At 57.1% G+C, this 26,840-nt stretch carries 33 protein-coding genes, 1 tRNA gene and 3 pseudogenes; 16 read left to right on the top strand and 21 right to left on the bottom strand.

The window, feature by feature from the left end; genetic code table 11:
- Window positions 1–22 precede the first annotated feature (22 nt).
- The 6 genes from QFX16_RS10795 to QFX16_RS10770 all read left to right on the top strand — a co-directional run bounded on the left by QFX16_RS10795 (window position 23) and on the right by QFX16_RS10770 (window position 5,069).
- Window positions 23–940 carry an ABC transporter permease gene (locus tag QFX16_RS10795; RefSeq protein ID WP_283183885.1) on the top strand — a complete coding sequence of 306 codons (918 nt, stop codon included), beginning with the start codon at window positions 23–25 and terminating at the stop codon, window positions 938–940.
- 1 nt (window position 941) lies between these two features.
- Entirely contained in the window at window positions 942–1,769 is an 828-nt protein-coding gene (locus tag QFX16_RS10790; protein ID WP_283183884.1) for an ABC transporter permease, read from the top strand.
- Window positions 1,762–3,234, top strand: coding sequence for an aldehyde dehydrogenase family protein (locus QFX16_RS10785; RefSeq protein WP_283183883.1), 1,473 nt, complete (start codon window positions 1,762–1,764; stop codon window positions 3,232–3,234). The genes QFX16_RS10790 and QFX16_RS10785 overlap by 8 nt, the downstream gene beginning before the upstream one ends.
- Window positions 3,213–3,911, top strand: a complete 699-nt coding sequence (locus QFX16_RS10780) for a helix-turn-helix domain-containing protein (protein WP_283183882.1) — start codon at window positions 3,213–3,215, stop codon at window positions 3,909–3,911. Before QFX16_RS10785 ends, QFX16_RS10780 begins: the two co-directional genes overlap by 22 nt.
- A 103-nt stretch (window positions 3,912–4,014) precedes the next feature.
- Window positions 4,015–4,551 carry a P-loop NTPase family protein gene (locus QFX16_RS10775; protein ID WP_283183881.1) on the top strand — a complete coding sequence of 179 codons (537 nt, stop codon included), beginning with the start codon at window positions 4,015–4,017 and terminating at the stop codon, window positions 4,549–4,551.
- Window positions 4,552–4,784: 233 nt separating this feature from the next.
- Window positions 4,785–5,069 (top strand): hypothetical protein, encoded by a 285-nt coding sequence (locus QFX16_RS10770; RefSeq protein ID WP_283183880.1) that lies wholly within the window; start codon window positions 4,785–4,787, stop codon window positions 5,067–5,069.
- Between the two features lie 156 nt (window positions 5,070–5,225).
- Here the strand turns inward: QFX16_RS10770 and QFX16_RS10765 are convergent.
- Window positions 5,226–5,357: pseudogene (locus tag QFX16_RS10765) on the bottom strand (TetR/AcrR family transcriptional regulator); the annotation flags it as partial.
- Between QFX16_RS10765 and QFX16_RS10760 the strand changes: the two are divergent.
- The 5 genes and pseudogenes from QFX16_RS10760 (at window position 5,335) to QFX16_RS10740 (ending at window position 7,482) form a co-directional block, all read left to right on the top strand.
- Window positions 5,335–5,969, top strand: a pseudogene (locus tag QFX16_RS10760) (glutathione S-transferase N-terminal domain-containing protein). The pseudogenes QFX16_RS10765 and QFX16_RS10760 overlap by 23 nt on opposite strands.
- A gap of 632 nt (window positions 5,970–6,601) precedes the next feature.
- Window positions 6,602–6,694: a K(+)-transporting ATPase subunit F gene (gene kdpF, locus QFX16_RS10755; protein WP_349294113.1), complete on the top strand. Its 93-nt coding sequence runs from the start codon at window positions 6,602–6,604 to the stop codon at window positions 6,692–6,694.
- A complete protein-coding gene (locus QFX16_RS10750) occupies window positions 6,691–7,155 on the top strand; it encodes a potassium-transporting ATPase subunit KdpA (RefSeq protein WP_283183879.1) in 465 nt (154 codons plus the stop codon). Before kdpF ends, QFX16_RS10750 begins: the two co-directional genes overlap by 4 nt.
- Entirely contained in the window at window positions 7,088–7,276 is a 189-nt protein-coding gene (locus tag QFX16_RS10745; RefSeq protein ID WP_283184547.1) for a potassium-transporting ATPase subunit KdpA, read from the top strand. Before QFX16_RS10750 ends, QFX16_RS10745 begins: the two co-directional genes overlap by 68 nt.
- A complete protein-coding gene (locus QFX16_RS10740; protein ID WP_283183878.1) occupies window positions 7,273–7,482 on the top strand; it encodes a potassium-transporting ATPase subunit KdpA in 210 nt (69 codons plus the stop codon). Before QFX16_RS10745 ends, QFX16_RS10740 begins: the two co-directional genes overlap by 4 nt.
- On the opposite strand, the gene QFX16_RS10735 is transcribed toward QFX16_RS10740, so the two are convergent.
- Complete coding sequence (locus tag QFX16_RS10735) at window positions 7,479–7,613, bottom strand: hypothetical protein (RefSeq protein ID WP_283183877.1); 135 nt, start codon at window positions 7,611–7,613, stop codon at window positions 7,479–7,481. The two genes, QFX16_RS10740 and QFX16_RS10735, sit on opposite strands and share 4 nt — an antisense overlap.
- Between QFX16_RS10735 and QFX16_RS10730 the strand changes: the two genes are divergently transcribed.
- Window positions 7,603–8,064 (top strand): winged helix-turn-helix domain-containing protein, encoded by a 462-nt coding sequence (locus QFX16_RS10730; protein WP_283183876.1) that lies wholly within the window; start codon window positions 7,603–7,605, stop codon window positions 8,062–8,064. The genes QFX16_RS10735 and QFX16_RS10730 overlap by 11 nt on opposite strands.
- Before the next feature lie 34 nt (window positions 8,065–8,098).
- Here the strand turns inward: QFX16_RS10730 and QFX16_RS10725 are convergent, their stop codons facing one another.
- Window positions 8,099–10,000 carry a potassium transporter Kup gene (locus tag QFX16_RS10725; RefSeq protein WP_283183875.1) on the bottom strand — a complete coding sequence of 634 codons (1,902 nt, stop codon included), beginning with the start codon at window positions 9,998–10,000 and terminating at the stop codon, window positions 8,099–8,101.
- Between the two features lie 258 nt (window positions 10,001–10,258).
- Window positions 10,259–10,564 (bottom strand): hypothetical protein, encoded by a 306-nt coding sequence (locus QFX16_RS10720; RefSeq protein ID WP_283183874.1) that lies wholly within the window; start codon window positions 10,562–10,564, stop codon window positions 10,259–10,261.
- A gap of 101 nt (window positions 10,565–10,665) precedes the next feature.
- Here QFX16_RS10720 and QFX16_RS10715 point away from each other — a divergent pair.
- A pseudogene (locus QFX16_RS10715) lies at window positions 10,666–10,857 on the top strand (tyrosine-type recombinase/integrase); the annotation flags it as partial.
- 79 nt (window positions 10,858–10,936) lie between these two features.
- Here QFX16_RS10715 and QFX16_RS10710 read toward each other — a convergent pair.
- From QFX16_RS10710 to thrS, 9 genes are all read right to left on the bottom strand, one after another.
- Window positions 10,937–11,013, bottom strand: a tRNA-Pro gene (locus QFX16_RS10710).
- Window positions 11,014–11,102: 89 nt separating this feature from the next.
- Window positions 11,103–11,459 carry a MerR family transcriptional regulator gene (locus QFX16_RS10705; RefSeq protein ID WP_003179985.1) on the bottom strand — a complete coding sequence of 119 codons (357 nt, stop codon included), beginning with the start codon at window positions 11,457–11,459 and terminating at the stop codon, window positions 11,103–11,105.
- The gene (gene ihfA / locus QFX16_RS10700) at window positions 11,440–11,742 is read right to left on the bottom strand and encodes an integration host factor subunit alpha (RefSeq protein ID WP_002553164.1); all 303 of its coding nucleotides are present in this window, start codon (window positions 11,740–11,742) and stop codon (window positions 11,440–11,442) included. The genes QFX16_RS10705 and ihfA overlap by 20 nt, the downstream gene beginning before the upstream one ends.
- 3 nt (window positions 11,743–11,745) lie before the next feature.
- Entirely contained in the window at window positions 11,746–14,127 is a 2,382-nt protein-coding gene (gene pheT, locus QFX16_RS10695; protein WP_283183873.1) for a phenylalanine--tRNA ligase subunit beta, read from the bottom strand.
- 26 nt (window positions 14,128–14,153) lie between these two features.
- Entirely contained in the window at window positions 14,154–15,170 is a 1,017-nt protein-coding gene (gene pheS / locus QFX16_RS10690; RefSeq protein WP_007905876.1) for a phenylalanine--tRNA ligase subunit alpha, read from the bottom strand.
- A gap of 109 nt (window positions 15,171–15,279) precedes the next feature.
- Window positions 15,280–15,636 carry a 50S ribosomal protein L20 gene (gene rplT / locus QFX16_RS10685; protein ID WP_007905879.1) on the bottom strand — a complete coding sequence of 119 codons (357 nt, stop codon included), beginning with the start codon at window positions 15,634–15,636 and terminating at the stop codon, window positions 15,280–15,282.
- 27 nt (window positions 15,637–15,663) lie between these two features.
- Window positions 15,664–15,858, bottom strand: coding sequence for a 50S ribosomal protein L35 (gene rpmI, locus QFX16_RS10680; RefSeq protein WP_008145659.1), 195 nt, complete (start codon window positions 15,856–15,858; stop codon window positions 15,664–15,666).
- 60 nt (window positions 15,859–15,918) lie between these two features.
- Window positions 15,919–16,470 carry a translation initiation factor IF-3 gene (infC, locus tag QFX16_RS10675; protein ID WP_176469887.1) on the bottom strand — a complete coding sequence of 184 codons (552 nt, stop codon included), beginning with the start codon at window positions 16,468–16,470 and terminating at the stop codon, window positions 15,919–15,921.
- A complete protein-coding gene (thrS, locus tag QFX16_RS10670) occupies window positions 16,470–18,392 on the bottom strand; it encodes a threonine--tRNA ligase (protein WP_283183872.1) in 1,923 nt (640 codons plus the stop codon). Before thrS ends, infC begins: the two co-directional genes overlap by 1 nt.
- 374 nt (window positions 18,393–18,766) lie before the next feature.
- On the opposite strand from thrS, the gene QFX16_RS10665 reads away from it, so the two are divergent.
- Together QFX16_RS10665 and QFX16_RS10660 are read left to right on the top strand one after the other, a co-directional pair.
- Complete coding sequence (locus QFX16_RS10665; RefSeq protein WP_283183871.1) at window positions 18,767–19,069, top strand: hypothetical protein; 303 nt, start codon at window positions 18,767–18,769, stop codon at window positions 19,067–19,069.
- Between the two features lie 292 nt (window positions 19,070–19,361).
- On the top strand, window positions 19,362–19,574 hold the full coding sequence (locus QFX16_RS10660; protein WP_007905882.1) for a cold-shock protein: 213 nt from the start codon (window positions 19,362–19,364) through the stop codon (window positions 19,572–19,574).
- Between the two features lie 72 nt (window positions 19,575–19,646).
- On the opposite strand, the gene QFX16_RS10655 is transcribed toward QFX16_RS10660, so the two are convergent.
- Both QFX16_RS10655 and QFX16_RS10650 read right to left on the bottom strand, forming a co-directional pair.
- Window positions 19,647–19,967, bottom strand: a complete 321-nt coding sequence (locus tag QFX16_RS10655; protein WP_033061805.1) for an I78 family peptidase inhibitor — start codon at window positions 19,965–19,967, stop codon at window positions 19,647–19,649.
- A 166-nt stretch (window positions 19,968–20,133) separates the two neighbouring features.
- The gene (locus QFX16_RS10650) at window positions 20,134–20,439 is read right to left on the bottom strand and encodes a hypothetical protein (RefSeq protein ID WP_283183870.1); all 306 of its coding nucleotides are present in this window, start codon (window positions 20,437–20,439) and stop codon (window positions 20,134–20,136) included.
- A 132-nt stretch (window positions 20,440–20,571) separates the two neighbouring features.
- On the opposite strand from QFX16_RS10650, the gene QFX16_RS10645 reads away from it, so the two are divergent.
- A complete protein-coding gene (locus QFX16_RS10645; protein WP_008145651.1) occupies window positions 20,572–20,778 on the top strand; it encodes a hypothetical protein in 207 nt (68 codons plus the stop codon).
- Window positions 20,779–20,815: 37 nt separating this feature from the next.
- On the opposite strand, the gene QFX16_RS10640 is transcribed toward QFX16_RS10645, so the two are convergent.
- The 6 genes from QFX16_RS10640 to QFX16_RS10615 are packed head-to-tail and all read right to left on the bottom strand — an operon-like array spanning window position 20,816 to window position 26,814.
- A complete protein-coding gene (locus QFX16_RS10640) occupies window positions 20,816–21,844 on the bottom strand; it encodes a nucleoside hydrolase (RefSeq protein WP_283183869.1) in 1,029 nt (342 codons plus the stop codon).
- Between the two features lie 43 nt (window positions 21,845–21,887).
- Window positions 21,888–22,292 carry a D-ribose pyranase gene (gene rbsD / locus QFX16_RS10635; RefSeq protein ID WP_283183868.1) on the bottom strand — a complete coding sequence of 135 codons (405 nt, stop codon included), beginning with the start codon at window positions 22,290–22,292 and terminating at the stop codon, window positions 21,888–21,890.
- Window positions 22,289–23,206: a ribokinase gene (gene rbsK, locus QFX16_RS10630; RefSeq protein ID WP_283183867.1), complete on the bottom strand. Its 918-nt coding sequence runs from the start codon at window positions 23,204–23,206 to the stop codon at window positions 22,289–22,291. Before rbsK ends, rbsD begins: the two co-directional genes overlap by 4 nt.
- A 57-nt stretch (window positions 23,207–23,263) precedes the next feature.
- Window positions 23,264–24,283 carry a LacI family DNA-binding transcriptional regulator gene (locus QFX16_RS10625; RefSeq protein ID WP_134423092.1) on the bottom strand — a complete coding sequence of 340 codons (1,020 nt, stop codon included), beginning with the start codon at window positions 24,281–24,283 and terminating at the stop codon, window positions 23,264–23,266.
- Between the two features lie 3 nt (window positions 24,284–24,286).
- Window positions 24,287–25,264 carry an ABC transporter permease gene (locus QFX16_RS10620; protein ID WP_008145645.1) on the bottom strand — a complete coding sequence of 326 codons (978 nt, stop codon included), beginning with the start codon at window positions 25,262–25,264 and terminating at the stop codon, window positions 24,287–24,289.
- Window positions 25,261–26,814 carry a sugar ABC transporter ATP-binding protein gene (locus tag QFX16_RS10615; RefSeq protein ID WP_283183866.1) on the bottom strand — a complete coding sequence of 518 codons (1,554 nt, stop codon included), beginning with the start codon at window positions 26,812–26,814 and terminating at the stop codon, window positions 25,261–25,263. Before QFX16_RS10615 ends, QFX16_RS10620 begins: the two co-directional genes overlap by 4 nt.
- Window positions 26,815–26,840 lie beyond the last annotated feature (26 nt).

Raw genomic sequence — 26,840 nt, 5'->3', positions numbered from 1 at the left:
CATGGCCAATGAGGAGTCCCCCATGAACGCCACCACCCACCCGCAAACGGTGCAGCCGGGCAATGCCCTGTCGTTCGAGGTTCGCCAACGGCGCAGCCTCGGTCGGCGGATCACCCTACTGATGCTCTTGCCCTCGACCTTGTGGTTCCTGCTGCTGTTGTTGATGCCGCTGGTGATCATTCTGGTCTTCAGTTTCGGCGAGCGCAGTGCCGTGGGCGGTTACGCCGGTGGCTTCACGCTGGCCAACTACCTGAATCTCGGTTCCCGTGGCACGGCGTTCAATAACACGCTGATGCTGGCGCCGCTGGGCACGCTGGTGTGCCTGGTGGCGGCTTACCCGCTGGCGTATTTTCTGGCAGTCAAGGTCAGCAAGAACCGCTCGCTACTCCTGACGCTGGTGATTGTGCCGTTCTGGACCAGTTTCCTGATCCGCACTTACGCCTGGATTTTCATCCTCAGCGGCAAGGGCATTCCGGCCTTGCTCGCAAGCCTTGGCCTTGAAGACGTGCGGCTGATCAATACGCCGTGGGCGGTGCTGATCGGCATCGTTTACGGCTACTTGCCGCTGATGGTGTTTCCGATTTACGTCAGCCTGGAAAAACTCGACAAGCGTCTGCTCGAAGCCTCGGCAGACCTGGGTGCCAGCGCTTTCGAAAGTTTCCGGCGGATCACCCTGCCACTCTCCGCGCCCGGGATCATTACCGGGGTGATGTTGGTGTTTATCCTGTTGATGGGTGAGTTTCTGATCCCGGCCATTCTCGGTGGCGGCAAAGTGTTCTTCGTCGGCAACGCACTGGTCGACCTGTTTCTGCAATCGCGCAACTGGCCCTTCGGCAGCGCGCTGGCGATGACCTTGGTGGCGATGATGCTGCTGATCATCGGCGTGTATTTGAAACTGGTGGCGCGCTATGGCGGCCGCCCTGCCGACGGAGGGTTGTGACATGTGGCTGCGCAGCTATTCGACTTCGCTGTACCTGTTTCTCTACGCACCGATCGCGTTGATCGTGCTGTTCAGCTTCAACGCCGGGCGCAGTGGCCTGGCGTTCGAATGCTGCTCGGTGCAGTGGTTTGGTCGCGCGTTTGGCAACCCGTTCATCATGGAGGCGCTGGGCCATAGCGCGTTCATTGCCTTCACTTCAGCGGTGATTGCCACGCTGTTCGGCACGCTCGCGGTGTTCGGTTTGCAACGTGCCAGCGCCAAAGTGCGGTTGCTGTTCGATGCGCTGACCTATTGCGCAATCATCGTGCCCGGGATCGTCATCGGCATCTCGACACTGATTGCGTTCATTAGCCTGTTCGACCTGATCAACCCGTTGCTGGCGAGCTGGATACCGAGCGTGCCACGGTTGAACATGGGCTTCTTTACCGTGATCGCCGCGCACTCGCTGTTCACCATGGCATTGGTCATGGTGATCGTGCGCAGCCGCGTCGACTCACTGGACAAGGCCTTGCTGGAAGCCTCGGCCGACCTCTACGCCCCCCCAATGCAAACGTTCTGGCGGGTCACCCTGCCGCAGATCAGTCCGGCGATCATGGCCGGGTTTCTGCTGGCGTTCACCTTCAGCTTCGACGATTTCATCATCGCGTTCTTCGTCGCCGGTTCCGAAACAACCTTGCCGATCTACATCTTTTCATCCATCCGCCGCGGCGTGACCCCGGAGATTAACGCGGTTTCGACCGTCATCATCTGCGCGTCGCTGGCGCTGCTGTTCACTTCCCGTCACCTGCAAAACCGCCGCACCGGCGTCCAGGAGTCTCACCATGCGTGATCAGCTTTACATCAACGGCGAGTGGGTCAGCCCGGATCTGGGCGGCTACCTGGACGTCATCGACCCGGCCACCGAACAGGCTTTCCATCGGGTAGCCGCGGGCACCGAAGAAGACGTCGATCATGCGGTGCGCGCCGCCAGACGAGCGTTCGATAACGGCTGGAGCCAAACCACTGGCGCCGAGCGCGCGCAGTGGCTGGAAGCGTTGGCTGATGAACTGGACAGTGGTCAACAGGCGTTGGCTGAACTGGAAGTGCGCGACAACGGCAAACCGTTGCCCGAAGCGCTGTGGGACGTTGGCGATGCGATCGGTTGCTTTCGTTACTACGCCGGGTTGGCCCGGGAACTGGATCAACAGCAGGACCACCCGCTGGCGCTGCCGGATGAACGCTTTCGCTGCCGCATCCGTCATGAGCCGATCGGCGTTGCCGGGCAGATCATCCCCTGGAACTACCCGCTGCTGATGGCCGCGTGGAAGGTCGCGCCCGCCTTGGCCGCCGGGGCCACGCTGGTGTTGAAACCGTCCGAACTGACACCACTGACAGCGCTGGAACTGGCCGCGGCCGCCGACCGCATTGGTCTGCCGGCCGGGGTCCTGAACGTCGTGACCGGTCTTGGAGCCGACGCCGGCGGTCCGCTCACCGAACACCCTGGCGTGGACAAACTGGCCTTCACCGGGAGCGTGCCCACCGGGGCAAAAATCATGTCCGCGGCCGCTCGCGACATCAAGAACATCAGCCTGGAGCTGGGCGGAAAATCTGCGTTGATTGTGTTCGACGACGCCGATGTCGAAGCGGCGGTGGAGTGGATTCTGTTCGGGATTTTCTGGAACCAGGGCCAGGTGTGCAGCGCCACTTCACGCTTGCTGGTGCAGGAAAACATCGCCTCGCGGTTGATCGAACGACTGGTTGAGGAAACCCGCAAGATCACCATCGGCCCAGGGCTGGAACCCGGTGTGTTGTTGGGCCCTTTGGTCAGCCGGGGTCAACACGACAAGGTCCTCGGCTTTATCGATCAGGGACTGGCCAGCGGCGCACGCCTGCTCACCGGAGGTCGGCAACCGGCGTATCTGCCAGAGGGTTATTTCATCGAACCGGCCATCTTCGACGAGCCCGGACACAGCAGCATCCTCTGGCGCGAAGAGGTGTTCGGCCCGGTGCTGTGCATCAAGCGCTTCAAGACCGAAGAGCAAGCCTTGCAAATGGCCAACGCCAGCCGCTTCGGCCTCGCCGCCGCCGTGATGAGTGCTGATTTGCAACGTACCGCCCGCGTCGCCAACCAACTGCGCGCAGGGATTATCTGGGTCAACTGCTCTCAACCCACCTTTGTGGAAGCACCGTGGGGCGGCATGAAACACAGCGGTATTGGCCGGGAACTCGGCCAATGGGGGCTGCACAATTATCTGGAGGTGAAGCAAGTGACCGAATACGTCAGCGACCAGCCATGGGGCTGGTATCTGAAATAGCGGTGCCCTATTGCCAGCCAGTGAAGAAATCCACTGAAACACGCCCCTGCAGCTGGCGAAGCCTGCGTTCGGCTGCATTCGGCTGCGTAGCAGTCGTGAAATCAGGCGACGCGGTGGATCAGGAAGACTGCACACTCAGGTCTCACGACTGCTACGCAGCCGAACGCAGGCTGCTACAGAGCGTGGGGTTAACAGGCGCTTCAGCCCAGATACCAACCCCCACGCTTCGCCGTTGCATCGGGTTATCTGATTGGTTTCGAGGTAGTTGTTGTAGCCCCACTCAAGCCCATGACACCGCCATTGCAGAAGCCGACTACTTGCGGACTGGCGTCCTTGGCTTCGCGGATCGCCAGCAAGCGCCCCTCTTCGAGCAGACCAAGCCCTATCTCGATCCACGGCTGGACCTGTCTCATGTCGCGGCATCGACTGGCTACACACGCAACCAGATCTCGTTCTTTCTCAATCAGGTTCGGGGGCAAACGTTTTATACGCTCCTCAATCAGCTGCGCCTGGATGAAGCCCTTTCACGCTTGAATGCGCAACGCCACGCCTCGCGCATTGACGAGATTGCCAGCGCCTCAGGCTTTAACTCGCTGTCCACGTTCTACCGTTGCTTCAAGCAAAAAACAGGGTGTTCGCCGAAGGCTTATTTGCAGCAACTGTCTCGTCCTGAATAAGGTTTACACCTTCTGGAGTGGCGCGGTCGACCCATCCATCAGCCTTTAACTGCCCCTCCAAAACCTGCACAATTGCCGGCTTTTTTCGCGACAGGAAGTCCTCATGCAACGGATTGTAATTCTGGGCAATGCCGGTAGCGGCAAGTCCACCCTCGCCCGCGCCCTCGGCAAGCGACTGAGTCTGCCCGTGGTGCACCTGGACACGCTGTTCTGGGAGCCCGGTTGGGTCGAACCCGACGCCGAGCAGTTCCGCGCACGGGTCCGCGAAGCGGTCGCACCGGATGCCTGGATTTGTGAAGGCAACTATGCGCGGCGAACCTTCGACCTCCGCCTGCCCCGTACCGACCTGATCATCTGGCTCGATACGCCGCGGCTCACCTGTTTCACCCGGGTGATCATGCGCAGCGTAATGAACCGCCCTCGCCCTGACCTTGCAGCAGGCTGTACAGAGAAGCTCGATCGGGCGTTCCTGACCTTCCTGAACTTCGTGTGGAATTTCGATCGTGGCTATCGCCCAGGTATCGAGGCGGTGCGCCTGGCAATAGGCCCGCAAACTTCTACGCTGCACTTGCGCGGTACCCGGCAGATTGCCGCATTTCTCGATAGCTTGCCCGTAACGCCTGGAATCTGCCTTGAATAGATGGAGGGTGGCTTTCGCCATCCCGGCCGTCGATCCGCGCAGGCCCAGCAGGGGTTGCGAGAGAAAACCCTCGGGTTCGCGAAGAAGTCCGTGTGTCGCACAAAGTAGAGTCAGGTTTCGATGTGGCTTTTTTACGACTACATTTATCCGTCAGAACTACCTCTGCTTCCATAGACAAGCAGCTAGCGGCACGAGTGCTTACAAATACATGCTCCCCACTTCGAGGATCAGACATGCATCCATCCTTTCTGCAGCGTATCGATGAGCTCGGCGCCCTGCTCATCCACTCCAATGCAGCACGCGTCGATTTCTTCCGGCGCATTAATCGACTGAAGTCGCGCCGCGGTGTTCGCTTCCAGGTGGTGACCATGAAGCTCGGCATCTTCCAGGTCGTCGAGCGATACACTGGCAAGACCTGGGCCTACCGTTTCAACTACCGAGAGGCCATGGATTTCGCCATCCAACTCGAGGAAAAGTCCAACCGTCGGAAGGGAGTTGCGCGGTGTTCGGCGAGCTGATACCGCATTCGCGAGACGCGGTGATCGCCGATTCTGACTGTCGAACTGTTTCTAAAACGTTTTCACACAGCCTGGGTCGTAAGCAGCCATTCGTGACGTACTGCTTTCACCCCCTCGGTCAGGCTGTAAACGCCCCACCATGACGCGTTAAGCCAGTTATGTCGGAAGGAGTCCCGCCTCTTGATAGCTCTGAACAAGTTCGTCGAATAAACCGATATCGAAGCGAGTTCGGGCAATCAATTGAGCGCGTGCAACGGCGGTGTAAATGGCGCGGGCACGTCGCTCGCACACTTCAATGCCGTTAGCAGAGAAAGGCCTGCTGTCCCGGATCGAGTTTGTACCGGTCAATCTATGGACAGGCGAGCACAAGAAACCAGCGTTTCTAGCCAACTACCCCGGAACACTTCCCGTCCTGGAGTTGGCCGACGGTACGCTCATCGCGGAGTGCACCGCTATCACTCAGTACCTGGATGTTCTGGATGACAGCCCTGTGCTCACCGGTAAAACGCCCACTGAGAAAGGCATCATCCATATGATGACCAATCGTGCGGAAATTGAATTTCTGGACGCTTTCAGCGCGTACTTCCATCGCGCAACGCCGGGGCTTGGGCCGGACGTCGAGCTTTCTCAGAACCCTGAATGGGGTGAGCGGATACGGGATAAGGCCGTAAGGGGGATGCACTGTTTCAACAGCGTCCTGGAAAATCAGCCTTTTGTGGCGGGCAATGCATTTTCGATGGCCGACATTGCGGTACTGGGCGGCATGATTTTCGCCTCGCTGGTGAAACTGCCTATACCTGATGAATGTGAAGCATGCGTGCATGGCATGCCAAAATGCACGAGCGATCAAGCGTCCAGGAATGGCGCGCTATGGTGAAACAAGGCGGGCCAATAAACTGAGAAAAAATACATCTGGGTATGACTCACCCACATAGGTAACAAAACAGTTCAAGCACATAGGTAACAGTTTTTAACTGGCACTGGTAACGACCGGCGCGACATAGTGCGCCGATCACTTCCACCACCCCCAATTCGTATAGCTTCGTATAATTAACCAAAAGAATCGTAAAGAAATCGTAGATCGCCTTGAGTTCTGCAGAAGATATTTTATCCTCCGGATCAAATTTCGACGGGAGAATATTATGAGCAGCTCGGACTTGGGCATTATGGTCATTTCAATTATTGGACTGTTCGGACTTGCATCTTTTGTTTTTGAGTATTTGAGCAGCAACTACTCAACCAAAAACAACAAGCAGAGACGCCCCATAGTAAAGCGACAAAGAGAAGACCTGCCCAAGAAAAACGCCCTTCACTAAACAACTACCCCTGATCTAACCGCACTATCTTGGATCTTTATAAGATCTTTATTCTTTCGCCCCCAATCCTTTTAACAATTTATTAGTCGTCAAACTAGGCTTCTTTCATTGCTGGAGGAAATACCATGGACTCAACTTTTTAGTACTCGGAGCGCTGCTTTTTATCAGTCTGGTGGGACTGGCGCGCGGCTGTGCGGCGCTTAACAGGAGGCGGTCATAACGGGCTTCTATCTATTCGGCAGCCTGATAGCGGCCGGGTTGCTGGTTTATCTCGTCTGCGCGTTGCTGTTTCCGGAGGACTTCCTGTGACTATTCAAGCCTGGGTCCTGCTTGGGGCTTTTCTTCTGACGCTCGGCATTCTGGCCTGGCCTCTTGGCCTTTGGCTGACCACCGTGATGGAAGGCCGGTTAACCTTCGGTTCGCGCATTGAGTCGCCGCTGTATCGCCTTGCCGGGGTCAAATCTGAAATGCAGATGAGCTGGCTTCAATACGCACTCGCCTTGATCGTATTCAATGCGCTGGGTTTGTTGGTCGTTTATGCACTACAACGGTTGCAAGGCGTTCTGCCATTTAACCCGCAAGGAATGGGCGCCGTGAGTCCGGACTCGTCGTTTGATACTGCCCTGATTCGCAGATTCGCGCGCCAACAGCGCGGACAGCATCGGCAATGCCTGGACCGATCTCACGCGCATTACCTTGTGGGTGCTGTTACCGCTGTCGCTGATTTTCGCGTTGTTCTTCGTCAGCCAAGGCGTAATCCAGAATCTTGACCCCTATAAGGAAGTCACGACGATGGAGGTCATGCTGTACCAGGTTCCGGCGCTCAATGACGCCGGTCAGCCGACCCTTGATGCGCAAGGCAATCCCGCATTGAAAATGCATGAACAGTGACAAGCAGACCATTGCCATGGGGCCGGTGGCGTCACAAGAGGCCATCAATATGCTGGACTAACGGTGGCGGTGTCTTCAACGCCAACTCGGCCCACCCCTATGAGAACCCCATCGTCATTACCAACTTCCTGCAGTTGATCGCGATTTACCTGATTCCAACGGCGCTGTGTTTCCTGTTTGGCCATGTCGTCAGCGACATACGCTAAGGCTGGGCGCTGCTGGCGACGATGACGATCACCTTCTTGATCGCGGTGGCGCGCGGGGTCCCATCGTTGAACACTTCATCATGATCAAGTGAGATCACGAACATGAGGAGTTGGTCAGAGGTGCCGATCATTGTGTTGTCTGCCCGTGGCGCGGAGTCGGACAAGATCCTGGCCCTGGACACTGGCGCAGATGACTATCTGGTGAAGCCGTTTGGCACCGGAGAACTGCTGGCTCGTGTCCGCGCAATGCTACGCAGACACGTAAAAGATACCGAGAACCATGCGGTCCTGGCCTTTGGCGAGGTGCGGATTGATATGGAGCGGCGTATCGTGGAGCGCTCTGTCGCCCCTCTACATTTGACACCGCTGGAGTACCACCAGCTGGTCCATCTTTGCTCACATCCGAACCGGGTCCTGACACACCAGCAACTACTCAAGGCTGTGTGGGGTCATGCGCACACCACCGATACGCCTTACCTTCGAGTTTTCATGGGGGGCCTGCGTAAAAAAGTCGAAGCAGACCCTTCCCAGCCACGACACCTCATCACCGAAACCGGTGTTGGGTATCGTTTTATTCCTTGAGCGTAGGGTTACCGGAGTAAGCGGCCTGTTACCGCTACATCTCGACCTGTGTGCCCAGCTCAATCACCCGATTCAGCGGCAACTTGAAGTATTTCAAGTTGCTATTGGCGTTCTTGAGCAAAAACGCGAACAAGGTTTCTCGCCAACGGGCCATACCGATGCGTTTGGTCGGGATCACGGTCTCTCGGCTGAGGAAATAGGTCGTTCGCATTGGACTGAAATCCAGCTCAGCCAAGTGACAGAGACTCAACGCCAAGGGGACATCGGGCTCCTCGATAAAACCAAAATGCAGACTGACCCGGAAGAAGCCTTCACCATAGGCTTCGACCTCGAACCGCCGTTCAGCACTGACGCGAGGGCTGTCTTCAGACACTACGGTTAGCAATACCACTTGCTCATGCAAAACCTGGTTATGCAGCAGGTTGTGCAACAGCGCATGAGGAACAGCATCGGCCCTGGCCGTCAGAAACACCGCCGTGCCTTGTACGCGATGGGGAGGTTGAGTACGGATGCTGCCGATAAATAGCGGTAGAGGAAGCGCGGTTTCATCCAGCCGTTCAACAATGATCTTCCGGCCCCTTTTCCAGGTGGTCATCAAAATGAACAGGCCAATGCCAGCAATCACCGGGAACGCACCGCCTTGGAAGATCTTCGGTGCATTGGCCGCGAAATACAGACCGTCTACCAGCAAAAATCCGAGCAACATCGGGACGGCCAACCAGCGCGGCGTTTTCCATAGCAGCAGGACGACAGCCGAGGACAGGATGGTGGTGATCAACATGGTCCCCGTCACGGCGACTCCGTAGGCGGCGGCCAACGCACTGGACGATTCGAAACCAATCACCAGCAGCACGACACCAACCATCAACGCCCAGTTAACCGTACCGATATAGATCTGTCCCTGCTCCTGGCTGGAGGTGTGTTGGATAAACATGCGAGGGACGTATCCCAGCTGGATGGCCTGGCGCGTCAGGGAGAAAGCACCGGAGATTACGGCTTGAGAAGCGATGATGGTAGCCAGAGTGGAAAGAGCGACCATCGGCAGCAGTGCCCAGCTAGGCGCGAGCAGATAAAACGGATTGCGCACCGCCTCCGGATTCTCCAGGATCAAGGCACCTTGGCCAAAGTAATTGAGTACCAGTCCAGGCAACACCAAAATGAACCAGGCGCGGGCAATGGGCTTGCGGCCGAAGTGGCCCATGTCGGCATACAGTGCTTCGGCACCGGTCAAAGCCAATACGACAGCACCCAGGATGGCGACACCGATTCCCGGATGAGCGATAAAAAAATGCGCTCCCCAGTATGGATTGAGCGCTTGCAGTACTTCCGGGCGCTGCAATATGCCATAGATCCCCAGCGCACCTAACACGACAAACCACAGCACCATCACTGGGCCGAACAGGATACCGATGCGAGCCGTGCCGTGCTTTTGGATCAAGAATAACGCCACCAGCACGACCACTGACAAGGGCACAACCCAGTGCTCTATTCCGTCAAACGCCAGCTGTAGTCCTTCAACCGCAGAGAGCACTGAAATCGCCGGGGTGATCATGCTGTCGCCGTAAAAAAGTGCTGCACCGAACAGGCCAAGCAGAACGAGTACTTTGCTCATGTACGGATAGGGGGCTGCCGCACGGCGGGCTAACGCCGTCAACGCCATGATGCCGCCTTCGCCCTGGTTGTTGGCTCGAAGGATGAACAGCACGTACTTTATCGAGACCACCCAGATCAACGACCAGAAGATCAACGACAGAATGCCCAGCACGCCATCGTGGTTGGCCTGGACACCGTAGTGACCGGAAAACACTTCCTTAAGCGTGTACAGGGGACTGGTGCCAATATCTCCGTACACCACCCCAACAGCAGCGACGAGCAGTCCTACCGCTGAAGTTTTGCGATGGGGTTCTTCAATTGCATGGGTCGCTGTTTTGCTCACTTTCTACGTCTCGAATATTGAGGGCCGAAAACGCATTCCGTGAGATTTCAAGGCCGTTGTGGACTTCACTGAAACTGCCATCAGATTCAAATGAGTAATAAAGACAGTAGTCCATGCACAGCCAAGTGATCACTCTTTCTGAAGGGCCTGCGACCGACCCGCACCACCTTCTGCTCCCCTAAAACAGCATTGATCAGTCCAAGGAAATCTTGTGGGAAAAACCGAAGAGATTGAGGGTTGCAAGGCATAAAAGCACTGTCAATTTTGCCGGCCAGTATCGTTGCGAGCAACAAAACCCACCGTAAAAAAAACGTAAATTTTTTTGCGCCTTACCCATAAAGAGGCTGCCAAATAAGACATCAATTCGAACGAACACAGTGAGGATTCCACCCTGAGCCAGTCGTTTTGTGTGGGGGGAAAAGTAGGGGGAACCCATTTCATGGCCAAAATCACCATCAAAGAACTCGAGTCGCTGACCATCAGTGATGCCGGCCGAATCCTGCCGGTTTTCGCCTGTGCCGCAGTTGTTGCTGTTGGTGGCCGAGCAGCGGGGGTGAGTGCCATATAGGCGCCTACTCCAGGTGCCGACAGCGGGGGGTCAGTTTGCACGCAGCATTGATGGCGATCACAGCAGCCATGAAATTTCGGACGATTAGATAATTCGATTTGGCCGTCGGCTGCGCGCAGCAGGCGTAACCGAGAAAGACCGCAAGGCTCTTCTTGGCCACAAGAACGGCAGCATCACCAGTCACTACTCGGGCGCTGAGCTCGGGCATCTGATTGAAGCTGCGAACATGGTATCAGCAACCGATTCGCGTGGACCGGTCCTGGCAATATTGAAGAGAAAGCAGGCGTGAAAAATTAGAGGAGTCACGCAAAATTCACGCACATGAAAAAGCCCAACCTGAAAAGATTGGGCTAAGTCATTGAAAAATATGGTCGGGACGGAGTGATTCGAACACTCGACCCCTAGCACCCCATGCTAGTGCGCTACCGGACTGCGCTACGCCCCGACTAGGCGTGAAACTCGTTCCTCATCTCAAGGAACGATCAAGAATATATCGCAAGCTTTTGAAAACTGGAAGTATTCAAAAGCAGGAAATTATTTCTTGAGGACCACCAACACATCTTCCAGCTCGGCAATCATCTGCCGAATCATTTGTTTGTATTGGGTCGTGTCGTCTTTGGCTTCATCGCCGGACAAACGCAAGCGTGCACCGCCGATGGTGAACCCCTGATCGTAAAGAAGCGCGCGGATCTGCCGGATCATCAGCACGTCTTGTCGCTGATAATACCGGCGGTTTCCGCGGCGTTTGACGGGGTTGAGTTGAGGAAACTCCTGCTCCCAGTAACGCAGCACGTGCGGTTTTACCGCACACAGCTCGCTGACTTCACCAATGGTGAAGTAGCGTTTGCCTGGGATGACGGGTAGTTCGTCGTTATGACTTGGTTCCAGCATAAGCCTCAACTCGGGCCTTCAACTTCTGCCCTGGACGAAAGGTGACCACACGGCGAGCCGTGATCGGGATTTCTTCACCCGTTTTCGGATTGCGGCCAGGCCGCTGGCGTTTGTCCCGAAGGTCGAAATTGCCGAAACCGGACAATTTGACTTGTTCGTTGTCTTCAAGAGCGTGCCTGATTTCTTCAAAAAACAGTTCGACCAATTCCTTGGCTTCCCGTTTATTCAGGCCCAGCTCTTCATACAGACGTTCCGCCATCTCAGCTTTCGTCAAAGCCCCCATACGTCACTTCCTTAACGTGGCGTTCAACCTTTGTTCGAGCGAGGTGAGGATATTTTGCGTCGTGTTATTCACCTCATCGTCATTAAGAGTGCGCGATGGATGCTGCCAGGTCAAGCCAACTGCAAGGCTTTTTCTATCAGGATCAATGCCTTTACCCTGATACACGTCAAATAGCCTGAGGTCCGTCAGCCATTCCCCTGCATTTTCACGGATTACGTCCAGTACGGCGCTGGCGGCGACGTCTTTTTCGGCAATCAACGCAAGGTCACGTCGCACTTCAGGAAAACGCGATAACTCCTGGAATTTAGGCATTTTACCCAATGCCACTTCGGCCAGAACCAGCTCGAAAACGAAGACCGGACGGTCGAGACCGAGGGTTTTCGACAATTCAGGGTGAATAGCGCCGACGAAACCGACCAAGCGACCTTCACGTTCGATGCGTGCGGTTTGACCCGGGTGCAACGCAGGGTGTTTGCCCGGTACGAAAGTGAACGAATCCAGTGCGCCGGCAAAGCCCAGCACCGCTTCTACGTCGGCTTTGATGTCGAAGAAGTCCACGACATCGCGACCTTGCGCCCAGCCTTCCGGCAGGCGGCTACCGCAAACAACACCCGCCAGCATCGGCTCTTGCTTCAGATCTTCCAGCTGACCGACAAAACGCAGGCCGCTTTCGAACAAACGAACGCGATCCTGCTGACGGTTCAGGTTGTGCTGGAGCGCCTTCACCAAACCCGGCCACAAGGACGAGCGCATGGCCGCCATGTCGTTCGAGATCGGGTTGGCCAGCAGGAGCGGCTCGACACCCGGATTAAACAACTCGAACTGTTTCGGATCGATGAAGCTGTAAGTGATCGCTTCCTGGTAACCACGAGCCACCAGCAGACGGCGCAGCTCTGGTAGATCACTACGCGCTTCAGCCTTGGCTTGCGGCGCCAGACGAGCTTGCGGGTAGCGAACCGGCAGACGGTTGTAACCATACAGACGAGCCAGTTCTTCGATCAGATCGACTTCCAGGCTGATGTCGAAGCGATGGCTTGGAACTTCAACGCGCCACTGCCCTGCCCCATCGGCAGAAATCACCAGACCCAAGCCGCTGAGCAGTTGCTCGACTTCGGCCGAATCCATTTCCATACCCAGCATCTGAGTGATGCGTTGCGCACGCAGAGTAACTGGCGCAATCGACGGCAGGTGCTGCTCGCTGACGGTTTCGATGATCGGACCAGCTTCGCCGCCAGTGATTTCCAGCAGCAGGCCGGTGGCGCGCTCCATCGCTTCACGAGCCAACTGCCAGTCCACGCCACGCTCGTAGCGGTGCGAGGCGTCGGTGTGCAGGCCATAGGAACGGGCCTTGCCAGCGACAGCAATCTGATCGAAAAACGCGCTTTCCAGGAAAATATCACGAGTGGTCGCGGTGTTGACGCCACTGTGCTCGCCACCCATGACGCCGGCGATTGCCAAGGCGCGGGTATGGTCGGCAATCACCAGCGTATCGCTACGCAGGCTGACTTCCTGACCGTCGAGCAGTACCAGCTTCTCGCCTTCTTCAGCCATGCGCACGCGGATGCCACCATTGATTTCGGCGAGATCAAATGCATGCAGTGGTTGTCCCAGCTCCAGCATCACATAGTTGGTGATGTCGACGGCAGCGTCGATGCTGCGCACGTCGCCACGACGCAAGCGCTCAACCATCCACAGTGGCGTCGGCTTGGACAGGTCAACGTTACGGATCACACGACCCAAGTAACGCGGGCAAGCAGCCGGCGCCAGAACTTCAACCGAACGCACTTCATCGTGCACGGCTGGCACAACAGCAACCACCGGACGGGTGACTTCAGCAGCGTACAACGCGCCGACTTCACGGGCCAGGCCGGCCAGAGACAGGCAGTCGCCGCGGTTCGGGGTCAGGTCGACCTCGATGCTCGCGTCGTCCAGACTCAGGTATTCACGAATGTCCTGACCAACCGGCGCATCGGCCGGCAATTCCATCAGGCCATCGTTACCTTCGCCGACTTGCAGCTCGGCTTGCGAGCACAGCATGCCGTTGGACTCAACGCCACGCAGCTTGGCTTTCTTGATCTTGAAGTCGCCCGGCAGTTCGGCACCGATCATGGCGAACGGGATCTTCAGGCCCGGGCGGACGTTAGGCGCACCGCAAACGACCTGGAAGGTCTCCGAGCCATTGCTGACCTGGCAAACGCGCAACTTGTCGGCGTCCGGGTGCTGTTCGGTGCTCAGCACCTCGCCCACCACCACACCGGTGAATTCGCCGGCGGCCAGCGTAACGCTATCGACCTCAAGACCGGCCATCGACAGACGAGCAACCAGCTCGTCACGACTTACCTGCGGGCTTACCCAGCCACGCAGCCATTGTTCACTGAATTTCATCCTGCTCTCCTAAGAATTCGTTACGACTAGCGAAATTGCGCGAGGAACCGCAAGTCGTTGTCGAAGAACAGACGCAAGTCGTTCACGCCGTAACGCAGCATGGCCAGACGTTCAACACCCATGCCGAAGGCAAAGCCCGAAAACTCTTCCGGGTCGATCCCGGACATGCGCAGCACATTCGGGTGAACCATGCCGCAGCCCATCACTTCCAGCCAGCCAGTCTGCTTGCAGACACGGCAGCCTTTACCGCTGCACATCACGCATTCCATGTCGACTTCAGCGGACGGCTCGGTGAACGGGAAATACGAAGGACGGAAACGCACGGCCAGTTCTTTTTCGAAGAACACGCGCAGGAACTCTTCGATGGTGCCTTTCAGGTCGGCGAAGTTGATATCACGGTCGACCAGCAGGCCTTCAACCTGGTGGAACATCGGGGAGTGGGTGATATCGGAGTCGCTACGGTACACACGGCCTGGGCAGACGATGCGGATCGGCGGCTGTTTCGATTCCATGGTGCGGACCTGTACCGGCGAGGTATGGGTGCGCAGCAACATGTTGGCATTGAAATAGAAGGTGTCATGCATCGACCGGGCCGGGTGATGGCCTGGGATGTTGAGCGCTTCGAAGTTGTGGTAGTCGTCTTCGACCTCAGGGCCTTCGGCAATACCGTAGCCGATGTGAGTGAAGAACTGTTCGATACGTTCCAGAGTGCGAGTAACCGGATGCAGACCACCCGAGGTCTGGCCACGGCCAGGCAGGGTCACGTCAATGGACTCGGCGGACAATTTGGCGGCCAGGTCGGCCTCTTCAAACAGTGCCTTGCGCGCATTGAGAACCTCTGTGACACGCTCCTTGGCAACGTTGATCAGGGCGCCGACTTGCGGACGCTCTTCTGCCGGCAAATTCCCCAGGGTCTTCATCACCTGAGTCAATTCACCCTTTTTGCCAAGGTAGTGAACCCGGATTTGCTCCAGGGCATTGATATCTTCAGCGCTTTGCACAGCCTCTAGAGCTTGAGAGACGAGCGCATCCAGGTTTTCCATGTACAGACTCCAGATACAAAATAGGGGAAGAGCTTGAAGGCTCTTCCCCTATTTATGACGTTTAACACCTGACCCCACAGAGGTGAGGCCGGGTGACTGTCGGGGGTACTTAAGCCAAGGTGGCTTTAGCTTTCTCGACAATCGCAGCAAACGCCGCTTTTTCGTTCACTGCCAGATCAGCCAGAACCTTACGGTCGATCTCGATGGACGCTTTTTTCAGGCCGGCGATGAAACGGCTGTAGGACAGACCGTTGATACGTGCACCAGCGTTGATACGAGCGATCCACAGAGCGCGGAACTGACGTTTTTTCTGACGACGGTCACGGTAGGCGTATTGGCCTGCCTTGATTACCGCTTGCTTGGCAACACGGAATACGCGCGAGCGAGCGCCGTAGTAGCCTTTAGCAAGTTTCAGAATTTTTTTGTGACGTTTACGGGCAATGACGCCACGCTTTACACGAGCCATGAGTTACTTCCTCTATTCTTGACTAAATTAACGAAGGCGCAGCATGCGCTCGACTTTTGCCACGTCACACGGTGCCAGCAAGCTGCTACCGCGCAGTTGACGCTTACGCTTGGTCGACATTTTAGTCAGGATGTGGCTCTTGAAAGCGTGCTTGTGCTTGATACCGTTAGCAGTTTTCAGAAACCGCTTAGCAGCACCACTTTTAGTTTTCATTTTTGGCATGTTCGGATACTCCGCATTCAGTTGATAAACATAATCAGAAGGCCTGCCGTGCCCTATTGATTATTTCTTCTTTTTCGGGGCGATGACCATGATCAGCTGGCGTCCTTCCATCTTAGGATGCTGTTCGACCGAACCGTACTCGAGCAAGTCACCTTCAACTCGCTTGAGGAGTTCCATCCCCAGCTCCTGGTGGGCCATCTCACGGCCGCGGAATCGCAAGGATACCTTGGCCCTGTCCCCATCACTCAGGAAACGTACCAGGTTGCGCAGTTTTACCTGGTAATCCCCTTCCTCCGTCCCTGGACGAAACTTGATTTCTTTAACCTGAATCTGCTTCTGGTTTTTCTTGGCCGCGGCAACCTGCTTCTTCTTCTCGAAGATCGATTTGCCGTAGTCCATCAGTTTGCAAACAGGGGGTACTGCATCGGCGGAAATTTCCACCAGATCCAGTTTGGCCTCTTCAGCCTTAAGAAGCGCGTCTTCAATTGACACAATCCCAAGCTGTTCACCTTCAGCCCCAATTAACCGAACCTCGCGTGCCGAGATATTCTCGTTGATCGGGGCTTTCGGTGCAGCTCGTTTATCTTGTCTCATTTCACGCTTAATAGTAATTACTCCGAATCTGGGCGACCACGCCGGGAAACCGCTTGCGCGAGAAACTCAGCGAACTGGGCGACGGGCATCGAGCCCAGGTCAGCACCTTCACGAGTACGCACAGCGACAGTCTGCATCTCGACTTCCCGATCTCCAATAACCAAGAGATAAGGAACCTTGAGCAAAGTATGCTCGCGGATTTTAAAGCCGATCTTTTCATTTCTCAAGTCAGACTTGGCACGAAATCCGCTTTCATTGAGAGTTTTTTCAACCTCAGCAGCAAAATCGGCCTGTTTATCTGTGATGTTCATGATCACTGCCTGGGTCGGAGCCAGCCACGCGGGGAATGCACCCTCGTAGTGCTCGATCAGGATTCCGACAAAACGTTCGAAGGAACCGAGGATCGCCCGGTGCAACATCACCGGGTGCTTGCGACTGTTGTCTTCAGAGACGTATTCGGCTCCCAGACGGACAGGCAGGTTAAAATCGAGCTGAAGGGTACCACACTGCCAGACGCGGCCAAGGCAATCTTTCAGCGAGAACTCGATCTTCGGACCGTAGAACGCACCCTCGCCCGGCTGCAGATCGTACGGCAGGCCAGCGCTATCAAGGGCTGCAGCCAGGGCCGCTTCGGCGCGATCCCACAGCTCGTCGGAACCGACGCGTTTTTCCGGACGAGTGGACAGCTTCATCTCGACGTCTTTGAAGCCGAAGTCGGCATAAACGTCCATGGTCAGCTTGATGAACGCAGCGGATTCGGCCTGCATCTGCTCTTCAGTGCAGAAGATGTGGGCGTCGTCCTGAGTGAACGCACGCACACGCATGATGCCATGCAGCGCACCCGATGGCTCGTTACGGTGGCAAGCACCGAATTCGGCCAAGCGCATTGGCAACTCACGGTAGCTTTTCAGGCCCTGGTTGAACACCTGCACGTGGCAAGGGCAGTTCATCGGCTTGATCGCGTAGTCGCGGTTTTCCGACTGCGTGGTGAACATGTTGTCGGCGTAGTTGGCCCAGTGCCCGGATTTCTCCCAGAGACTGCGGTCAACGACCTGCGGAGTCTTGATCTCCAGATAGCCGTTGTCGCGCTGAACCTTGCGCATGTACTGCTCGAGCACCTGATACAGAGTCCAGCCGTTCGGGTGCCAGAACACCATGCCCGGCGACTCTTCCTGGGTGTGGAACAGGCCCAGACGCTTGCCGATCTTGCGGTGATCGCGCTTCTCAGCTTCTTCGATGCGCTGGATGTAAGCCGCCAGCTGCTTCTTGTCTGCCCACGCCGTGCCGTAAACGCGCTGCAATTGCTCGTTCTTGGCATCGCCACGCCAGTAGGCGCCGGACAACTTGGTCAGCTTGAAGGATTTCAGGAAGCGCGTGTTCGGCACGTGCGGACCGCGGCACATGTCGACGTATTCTTCGTGATAGTACAGACCCATGGCCTGTTCGTTCGGCATGTCCTCGACCAGGCGCAATTTGTAGTCTTCGCCGCGAGCCTTGAACACTTCGATCACTTCGGCGCGCGGAGTGACTTTCTTGATCACGTCGTAATCTTTTTCGATCAGCTGCTGCATGCGCTGTTCGATGGCGGCCAGGTCGTCCGGAGTGAAAGGACGTTCGAAGGCGATGTCGTAATAGAAGCCTTCGTCGATGACCGGACCGATGACCATCTTGGCCGCCGGGTAAAGCTGCTTGACCGCATGGCCAACCAGGTGGGCGCAAGAGTGGCGAATAATCTCCAGCCCCTCTTCATCCTTTGGCGTAATGATTTGCAGCGTAGCGTCGCTGCTGATGATGTCGCTGGCATCGACCAGCTTGCCATCGACCTTGCCGGCCACGGTGGCTTTGGCCAGACCTGCACCAATGGATGCGGCGACCTCGGCTACGGATACCGGGTGATCGAATGAACGTTGACTGCCGTCGGGAAGAGTAATAGTTGGCATGGCGCCTCCTCTCCTAGTGGTGACCCCTACCAAAGGTCACGTGGGTTGGGATGAGCCAGTACAAGATCCGATCCAGGCCATTCAATGACGAACGCCTGCCTTACAGCGGCAGGAGCCTTGCGGCCAACCGGAAAACCGAACCAGAGTGACTGGGATTCAAATCAGGGTTATTCGCACATTTGCCGCAACCGGGACTGAAGGTCATCCGGAGCCTGCAAACGCCCGAGCGAGGCATGCTAGCACAGATGAACGGTCGTCGATGCACCGAGGTTTTGCCTTGGGGCAAATCAGGCATTTTTATGCCAGAGTGCTGAACTTGAACCCCGCTTTACCCCTCAGATAACTAGACATTGACCCACAAGGAGCATCTCAGCATGCGTCTGAATCGTTTGTTCGCAGTAGTCGCCCCCATCGTTCTGCTGCTGCCACTGGCCGCCCACGCCGATTGGCCAAAAGGCGAGCGCGAGAAATACATGGCTCAGTGCACAGAAGCGGCCACTCCGCAGATTGGTGCTGCAGCAGCGAAGGCTCACTGCGCTTGCGGCGCCGATGCCATCAAATCGTACCCTGCCAAAGACATCCAGTCCCTGATGGACAACACCGCCAGTGATGCCCTGAAACAAAAAGCACTCACCCAAATCTCGTCCTGCAAAGCCGATAACAAGGCGAAAAAATAAGCCCGATCGAACGCTTTTTGAGCCTGCAACGACAGCAAAAAGCCTCTGAAAACTGCTTTTTTGTACAATTTACTCAGGTTTTACAGGTTTTTTTATTGTCTTTATTTTTGGCTGAAAGCCTTTTAAAACGGGGCTTGCAGCCAAACAAAGCAGCAAACGAAACGCGACTGCAGGGCAAACGGCACGTCCGGGGGGCTCCCAAAGCGAACATTTCGACTATGATACCCCAGTGTGCCCAGTTGGCCTGAGCAGCACAGCACTACTGAAAATATATGTTTCTTGGAGATACACCATGTCTAATCGCCAAACCGGCACCGTTAAATGGTTCAACGATGAAAAAGGCTTCGGCTTCATCACTCCTCAAGGTGGCGGTGACGACCTGTTCGTACACTTCAAAGCTATCGAAAGCGACGGTTTCAAAAGCCTGAAAGAAGGCCAGACCGTTTCCTTCGTGGCTGAGAAAGGCCAAAAGGGTATGCAAGCTGCACAAGTCCGCGCTGAGTAATTTTCAGCCGCACTAAAAAAACCCCGTCCACGTGACGGGGTTTTTTATGGGCGAAACAAAAGCCCGAAGCGATCAACCGCAGTTGACGCGGGTGACGACCCGATTGGCATCGGTATTCAGATTCAGGCGATCGGAGCGGTACTCCAGGGTCACCATGTCGGTGGGCAAGAGGAACCGTGCATTCTGCGCACCTGCGCGAGTACGCGCCTGCTCCAGCAGTTCAGGCGAAGCCTTTTTGCCAATGGTGAATTCGGCAGCCTTTGCCTCACAACGGCTGTGACCCGTGTCAGTCGTCGTGACAGGATCTGTTGTCGACTCGGTGGAGGTAGTGCTGCAACCGGCCAGCATGGCAACGGCCAACAAAGTACCCAATGACGCGAGCTTCCAAGGCATGAAGCCTCCTTTTTTCAATAGTTGAGCTGAGATCGTGCGACCGCCAATCTGGCGCTTGGTTTCACAGGGAGTACTAGCACCCTGCCCTCTATTCGGACACGCGGCGAGTTTGCCTGAGCATCGCTCTGCCGTTTACCACTCAATCGTGACTGAATATGAATAGCGTTCAATAGACGTCAATGTAGTCGAACGGCGGATTCGGCCAGTTCTCTTTCAGCGCATTGAAAATCTGCATGACCCAGACCTCGTCACTGGCCGCGACCCATCCGACATAACCGGAACCCTTGGCCCACGTCTCCAGACGAAACAACAGCCCGCTGATATCAGTGCCACCCACAACGCCTGACGAAATGTAGGCGATGCCGCCCTTGGTAACTCGCAATTGAGTGTGTTCATCGTCGCTGGCAGAGGCCAGCAGCTGACGCACCGCCTCAAGCGTCAAGCCGTCAGGAGTGTTCAAATCGATCTGCACAGCACTGTCCTTGAAAATTCGTCAAAGACCAAGTGTCGCATAGCCCTACCCTCATGCCTAAGTCGGAGTGCCAAAAGCCGCGCAAAATGGTTAACTCGACACTCAGACTTTCCCGACTTCACGAGCGCCATCATGACCACCGTAAGTATCGACGCCGACATCAAAGCCAAGTGGCCACAGGGCCACAGCTCTTACAGCCCGGGCAGCCCGGAAGAGTTGGCAATCATTGGTATCGATCTATTGGTCAAGGAACTGGGGACGCAAGCTGCCCAGATATTCATCGCACAGATATTCGAGAAGTACCCTACCGACTATATTGGCCTGATAGATAGCGAGTGAAGGTAAACCCGCAGGCTGTCACCTGCGGGTCTATGGCTTACTTCAGACGAGCCAGACGCTCGGTCAGCAGGTCAAAGAAGCCCTGGGCGTCACCGCTTTCTACCCAGAAAGCGTTCTTCGGCGCTTTCAGGCCGTCATACCAGTCGACGATGGTTTGGCCGAACGTCGGGCCTTCGCGGCTATCAACGACTACGTTGACTGAACGACCGCTGAACAACTCAGGCTTGAGCAGGTAGGCGATGACGGTTGCGTCATGCACCGGGCCACCCGGAATGCCGTAGTGTTCCATGTCGCCTTTGACGTATTCATTGAGAATATCGCCCACCAGCTTGCTGGCATTGTTGTTGATCGCTGCGATCTGCTTAAGACGCGCTTCACTGGTGAGGATCTTGTGGGTCACGTCCAGCGGCAGGTAGGTCAGCTTCACCCCACTTTTCAATACCACTTCCGCAGCCTGTGGGTCGGCGAACAGATTGAACTCAGCCACCGGGGTAATGTTGCCACCGTTGAAGTGCGCCCCGCCCATGATCACCACCTCCTTGATGCCCTGAACGATCTCAGGTTCCTGGATCAGCGCCAGGGCCAGGTTGGTCTGTGGACCGAGCATGGCGATGGTAATGCTATGGGGCTTGGCGGCTTTCAAGGTGTCGATCAGGTAATTGACCGCATTGCCCTGGGCCAGGCCTTTCTTCGGCTCGTGTACGGTGACGCCCGACAGGCCTTCCTTGCCATGGATGTTCTCGGCATAGATCGGCGTGCGCATCAGCGGCTTCGGAGCGCCCGCGTAGACCGGCACCTCCTCGCGCCCTGCCCACTCGCGGGCCAGCCGCGCATTACGCGAAGTCTTGTCCAGACGCACATTGCCGGCGACGGTGGTCAGCGCACGAATGTTCAGCTCTTGCGGCGATGCCAGGGCAAACAGCAAGGCAACCACGTCATCGGCACCCGGGTCGGTGTCGATGATCAAGTCGATCTTTTCCGCCGCTTGGGCGCTTGTTGCGGTAATCAGGGACAAAAGCAGCAGACTCCGGAGCAGGTGGTGCAGTTTCTGAGCATAGCGGTGCATAGCGCACTCCTTGTGCGTGGGACAGCAGAAAGACAACAGCGAGTTAGAACGTAACCCCTGCCACCAGCACGATGTTGCAGTACGGCTGACATTCACCCGTACGAACAATCGCCCGTGCCTGTCGGCTGAGGACTTTGAATTGGTCATGACTGAGCAGCTCACGCCGACCCAGCGCACCTTCGGCATTCAGCTCATCGAGCGTCGCCAATGCCGAAGGCTTTTTGTCCAGGATCTCCTGGGCCAATACATGGCTCTCGACCTGCATTTCGCTGAGCACAACCTTCAAAGTGCTGACGAAATCCGGGATACCGTGGGTCAGGGCCAGGTCGATCAGTTCAACGCCTGGCGGCACCGGCAGACCTGCGTCGCCGATCACCACCCTGTCGCCATGGCCCAGGGATGCGATCAGCCGCGACAGCGCGGCGTTGAGCAAAGGTGTTTTTTTCATGGTGCTTTAAAGGCCTGTACGTCGGACAAGGTGGGAATCGAGGGTTGCGCGCCAGCACGGGTCACCGACAGCGCCGCGGCGACCTGGCCGAAACGGATCGCGTCGGCTTCGCTTTTGCCGGCTGCCAGCGCGGCAGCGAAACCACCGACGAAGGTGTCGCCAGCCGCCGTGGTATCGACAGCCTTCACCTTCGGCGCAGGGAAATGCTCGAAGCTTTTGCCGCTGGCAAACAGCGAACCTTGAGCACCGAGGGTGATGATGACCTTACCCGCACCCATCGCGATCAGCCGTGTCGCAGCGGTTTCGGCAGATGCCAGAGAATCCACTGGCAAACCACTCAGCGCCGAGGCCTCGCTTTCGTTGGGAATCAGATAATCGATTGACGCGTACCAGTCCGCCGGCAGTGGGCGGCTGGCCGGCGCCGGGTTGAGGATCACGGTCTTACCCAACTCACGGCCGCGCTTGAGCGCATGACCGACAGTGGCATCCGGGATTTCCAGCTGACAGATGATCACGTCCGCTGCCCGCAATACTGCGTCGAAACGACAAATCACCTCTGGAGTCAGCGCTCCGTTGGCACCGGCAACGATCACGATTGCGTTCTGGCTGTTGTCATCGACCACGATCAACGCTACGCCACTGGAATCGTCGACGGTGCTGACTGCCTGGCAATCGATCTGCTCGGCCAACAGCGCCCCGCGCAGCTCTTCGCCGTAGGCATCGCTGCCCACGCAACCGACCATCGACACCTGTGCCCCCAGCCTCGCCGCGGCGACCGCCTGATTCGCGCCCTTGCCACCGGAAACCGTAGCAAACGACTCGCCGATCAGCGTTTCACCGCCACGGGGCAGCCGTGGCGCCCGGGTGACCAGATCCATGTTCAGGCTGCCTATAACCACTACTTTTGCTGGCATACGTCACTACTCATCAATTCTGTTTCAGCGGTGCTTTCGATCCAGCGGCTTTCAATTTCAACGGAACTGGGCGAACACGCCGGCCAGCGGCGCAGTCGACTCCCGCAAGACAATACTGGGCGTCACGATCCGTTGATCGGTGGCCATATCCGGTGTGGCGATTCTTCTTAAAAGCACTTCGGCCGCCATCTCGCCGAGTTGCAGGATCGACTGCCCCACGGTGGTCAGCGCCGGGTACACATAGCGGCTCATCTGAATATCGTCGAAGCCGATCACTGACAGCTCCGTCGGCACGCGAATATTGCGCTCGGCCGCCGCTCGCAGCACACCGATGCCAATCATGTCGTTACCGGCAAAGATCGCGCTCGGCGGGTTCTTTTCCAGCAGTATCGCGGCGGCGTTGTAGCCGCCGGTGCTAGTGAAGTCGCTTTCCAGCATGCGCTCGCGGGATACTTCGACACCCGCCTCTTTTAGGGCACGGCAATAACCGGCCAGACGCATCTGCGCCACGCTGGTACTCGCCGGGCCGCCAATGGTGGCAATGTCTCGATGCCCCAATTCCAGAAGGTGGCGGGTCGCCAGATAGGCGCCGTATTCGTGATCGATTCGCACCAGATCGGCATTCACACCTTCCAGTCCACGGTCAACGATCACCATCGGCGTACGCACACCCGCCAGACCTTCTGCCAGCCCCGCGTCACCGCCAGCCGAAGCGACGATCAGCCCGTCGATGCGCTTTTCCAGCAGTACGCGCAGGTAGCTACGTTGCTTGTCCGGGTTGTCATCGGAGTTACAGAGAATCACGCAGTAGCCATTACGCTCGCAGTAATCCTCGATGCCGCGCGCCAGTTCGGCGAAGTACGGGTTGAGGCTGTTGGGCACCAGCAGACCGATGGTCGCCGTGGTTTTGGCTTTGAGAGACCGGGCCACGGCACTGGGCACGTAGTCGAGAGTTTTGATCGCGGCCTCAACCTTGACCCGCACCTCTTCGCTCACCGGCCGGGTTTTGTTCACCACGTGAGAAACCGTGGTGTAGGAAATACCCGCGAGTGCCGCCACATCCTTGATTGTTGCCATGACTCAGGTCCGCCGGCTTGCGCGCTGACTGCGATAAGTATCAAGCACCACCGCCACCACGATGACAGCACCGGTGATGATGCGTTTGGTCGGTTCGGTCGCGCCGATCTGTGCCAGACCGGCCGCCAACACGGAAATGATCAGAACTCCGAAGAACGTGCTGATGACCGAACCGCGGCCACCCATCAAACTAGTGCCTCCGATCACGACCGCTGCAATCACTTGCAACTCCAGCCCGGAGCCGGCATTCGGATCCGCTGCTTCCAGACGGGAAATCTGGAACAGCGCAGCAATACCGGCCAGCAGCCCCATCAGACTGAATACCAGGATCTTGTAGGGCTTCGGATTGATCCCTGCCAGACGCACCGCCTCTTCGTTGGTGCCGATGCCGATCAGGTAACGACCGAACACGGTACGCGTCAGCACTGCCTGGGCAATGAAGATGATCAGCAAGGCAATGATGAACGACGGCGAGATGCCGAAGGCGATCGGGTTGGACAACCAGGCGAAGGCATCACCGATGTAGGCCGTGCGCGATCCGGTCATCTGATACGCCACACCGCGGGCCATTTCCAGCACACCGAGGGACACAATGAATGACGGAATCCGCCACGCCACAGTGATCGAACCCGTAATGGTCCCGGCCAGTGCTGCCGCCGCCATTCCGAGTAACGCCGCAGGTAATACGCTCCAGCCCCAACCGAGAATCGCCACGCTGACCGTTGACGCCGCGAGCGCGAGCACCGAGCCCACTGACAGGTCGATGCCGCCGATGATCAACACGAACGTCATGCCGACCGCCAGCACCATCAAATCCGGAATCTGGTTGGCCAGGGTGCTGAAGGTGTCATAGGACAGGAAATGGCTGCTCAGAACCGAGAACAGCGCAACCATTGCCAGCAAGGCACCGGCCAGCCCCAGATAGGTACCGAGGCCGTAAAAGTTGCCACTACGTTTGCCGGCAGTCACTGCAGTATTCATGCGAGATCCCTAGGCGCTGCTTCGTTGAGCAACGCATCACGTTTTTGGTAGCCGGCGAACGCGGCGGCAAGCAAATCATCCTGGGTCCAGCTGTCACGCTCAAAGGTGTCGATCAGACGCCCCGCCGAGAGCACGCCAATGCGGTCGCAGATCAACATCAGCTCACGCAGGTCGCTGGACACCACCACAAGCGCTTTGCCTTGACGGGTCAGCTCACCGAGCAAGGCATAAATGTCAAACTTGGCGCCGACGTCGATGCCACGCGTTGGCTCGTCGAACAGCATCACCGAGCAATCACGCTCAAGCCACCGGCCAATCACGACTTTCTGTTGGTTGCCGCCGGACAGTTCCGACACAAGTTGCGTCGGGCTGGAACTGCGGATGCGCATGGCGTCGATCTGACGCTGGGCAAGCGCCATCTCGTCACCATTGTTGACGAAGCCACCGCTGGAAATCACCGGCATATTGCCCAAGGCAATATTCGCGCTGATCGATTGGGTCAGCAGCAGGCCTTCGCCCTTGCGGTCTTCAGTGATCAGGGCAATGCCATGACCGACCGCGTCAGCCGGCGAACGGATACTGACGATCTGTGCTGGCGAACCGAGCGCAACCGTGCCGCTGTCTGCAGTATCAGCACCGAAAATCAGCCGCAGCAACTCGGTGCGCCCTGCCCCGATCAAACCGGAAATTCCGTAGATCTCGCCGGCACGCACCTCGAAGGACACGTCGCAGACCTTGTCGGAACGGGTCAGCCCTTTGACCGTCAAGGCTGGAGCGCCGATCTTGCGCGGCCCCATGTCGATGTGTTCGCCGAGTTCACGACCGACCATCAGCGTCACCAGTTGCTCGCTGTTGTAATTGGCCATCGGCTCGACGCAAACCAGGTTGCCATCGCGCAGTACCGCAATACGCTGGGCGACCCGCGCCAGCTCTTCGAGACGGTGCGAGATATAGATGATCGACACGCCGCGAGCTTGCAGACGAGTGATTTGCTCGAACAACATCTCGACTTCCCGATTCGTCAACATCGCAGTCGGTTCGTCGAGGATCAGCACGTGGCAATCGCCGATCAGGTTGCGGGCGATCTCCACCATTTGCTGGTGTCCAATGCCCAATTCGCCCACCAGCGTGTCCGGGTCAATCGCGTCGAGGCCGACCTGGGCCATGGCTTCGATCGCAGCCTTGCGCAATTGCTTGCGACTGATCCAGCCGCCATTGCTTGGCAGGTTGTCGAGAAACAGGTTTTCAGCCACCGACAGGGTCGGCAACAGATTGAGTTCCTGCATCACCATGCGGATGCCGAGGTCTTCGGCCTGGGTACGGCTTGCGGGGCGGTAATCCTGCCCCTGGAATTGCATGTGGCCGGTGGTCGGTGTGACCAGCCCGCCGATGATCTTCGACAGCGTGCTTTTTCCCGCGCCGTTTTCGCCGGTCAGCGCCAGCACTTCACCGCGCATCAGCGTCAGGTTGATGCCGGTCAGGACCGGTTGGGCGTAGGTCTTGCCGATACCGCTGACCGAGAGGACAGCATTCGGGGCAGAAACTGACATAAAAACTCTCCATGTGCTCGCCCGGA

The sequence above is a fragment of the Pseudomonas svalbardensis genome (assembly GCF_030053115.1).
GTDB classification, from domain to species: domain Bacteria; phylum Pseudomonadota; class Gammaproteobacteria; order Pseudomonadales; family Pseudomonadaceae; genus Aquipseudomonas; species Aquipseudomonas svalbardensis.
Note: the sequence above shows the minus strand (reverse complement) of the source record. Positions and strands in the feature narration are given on the sequence as shown.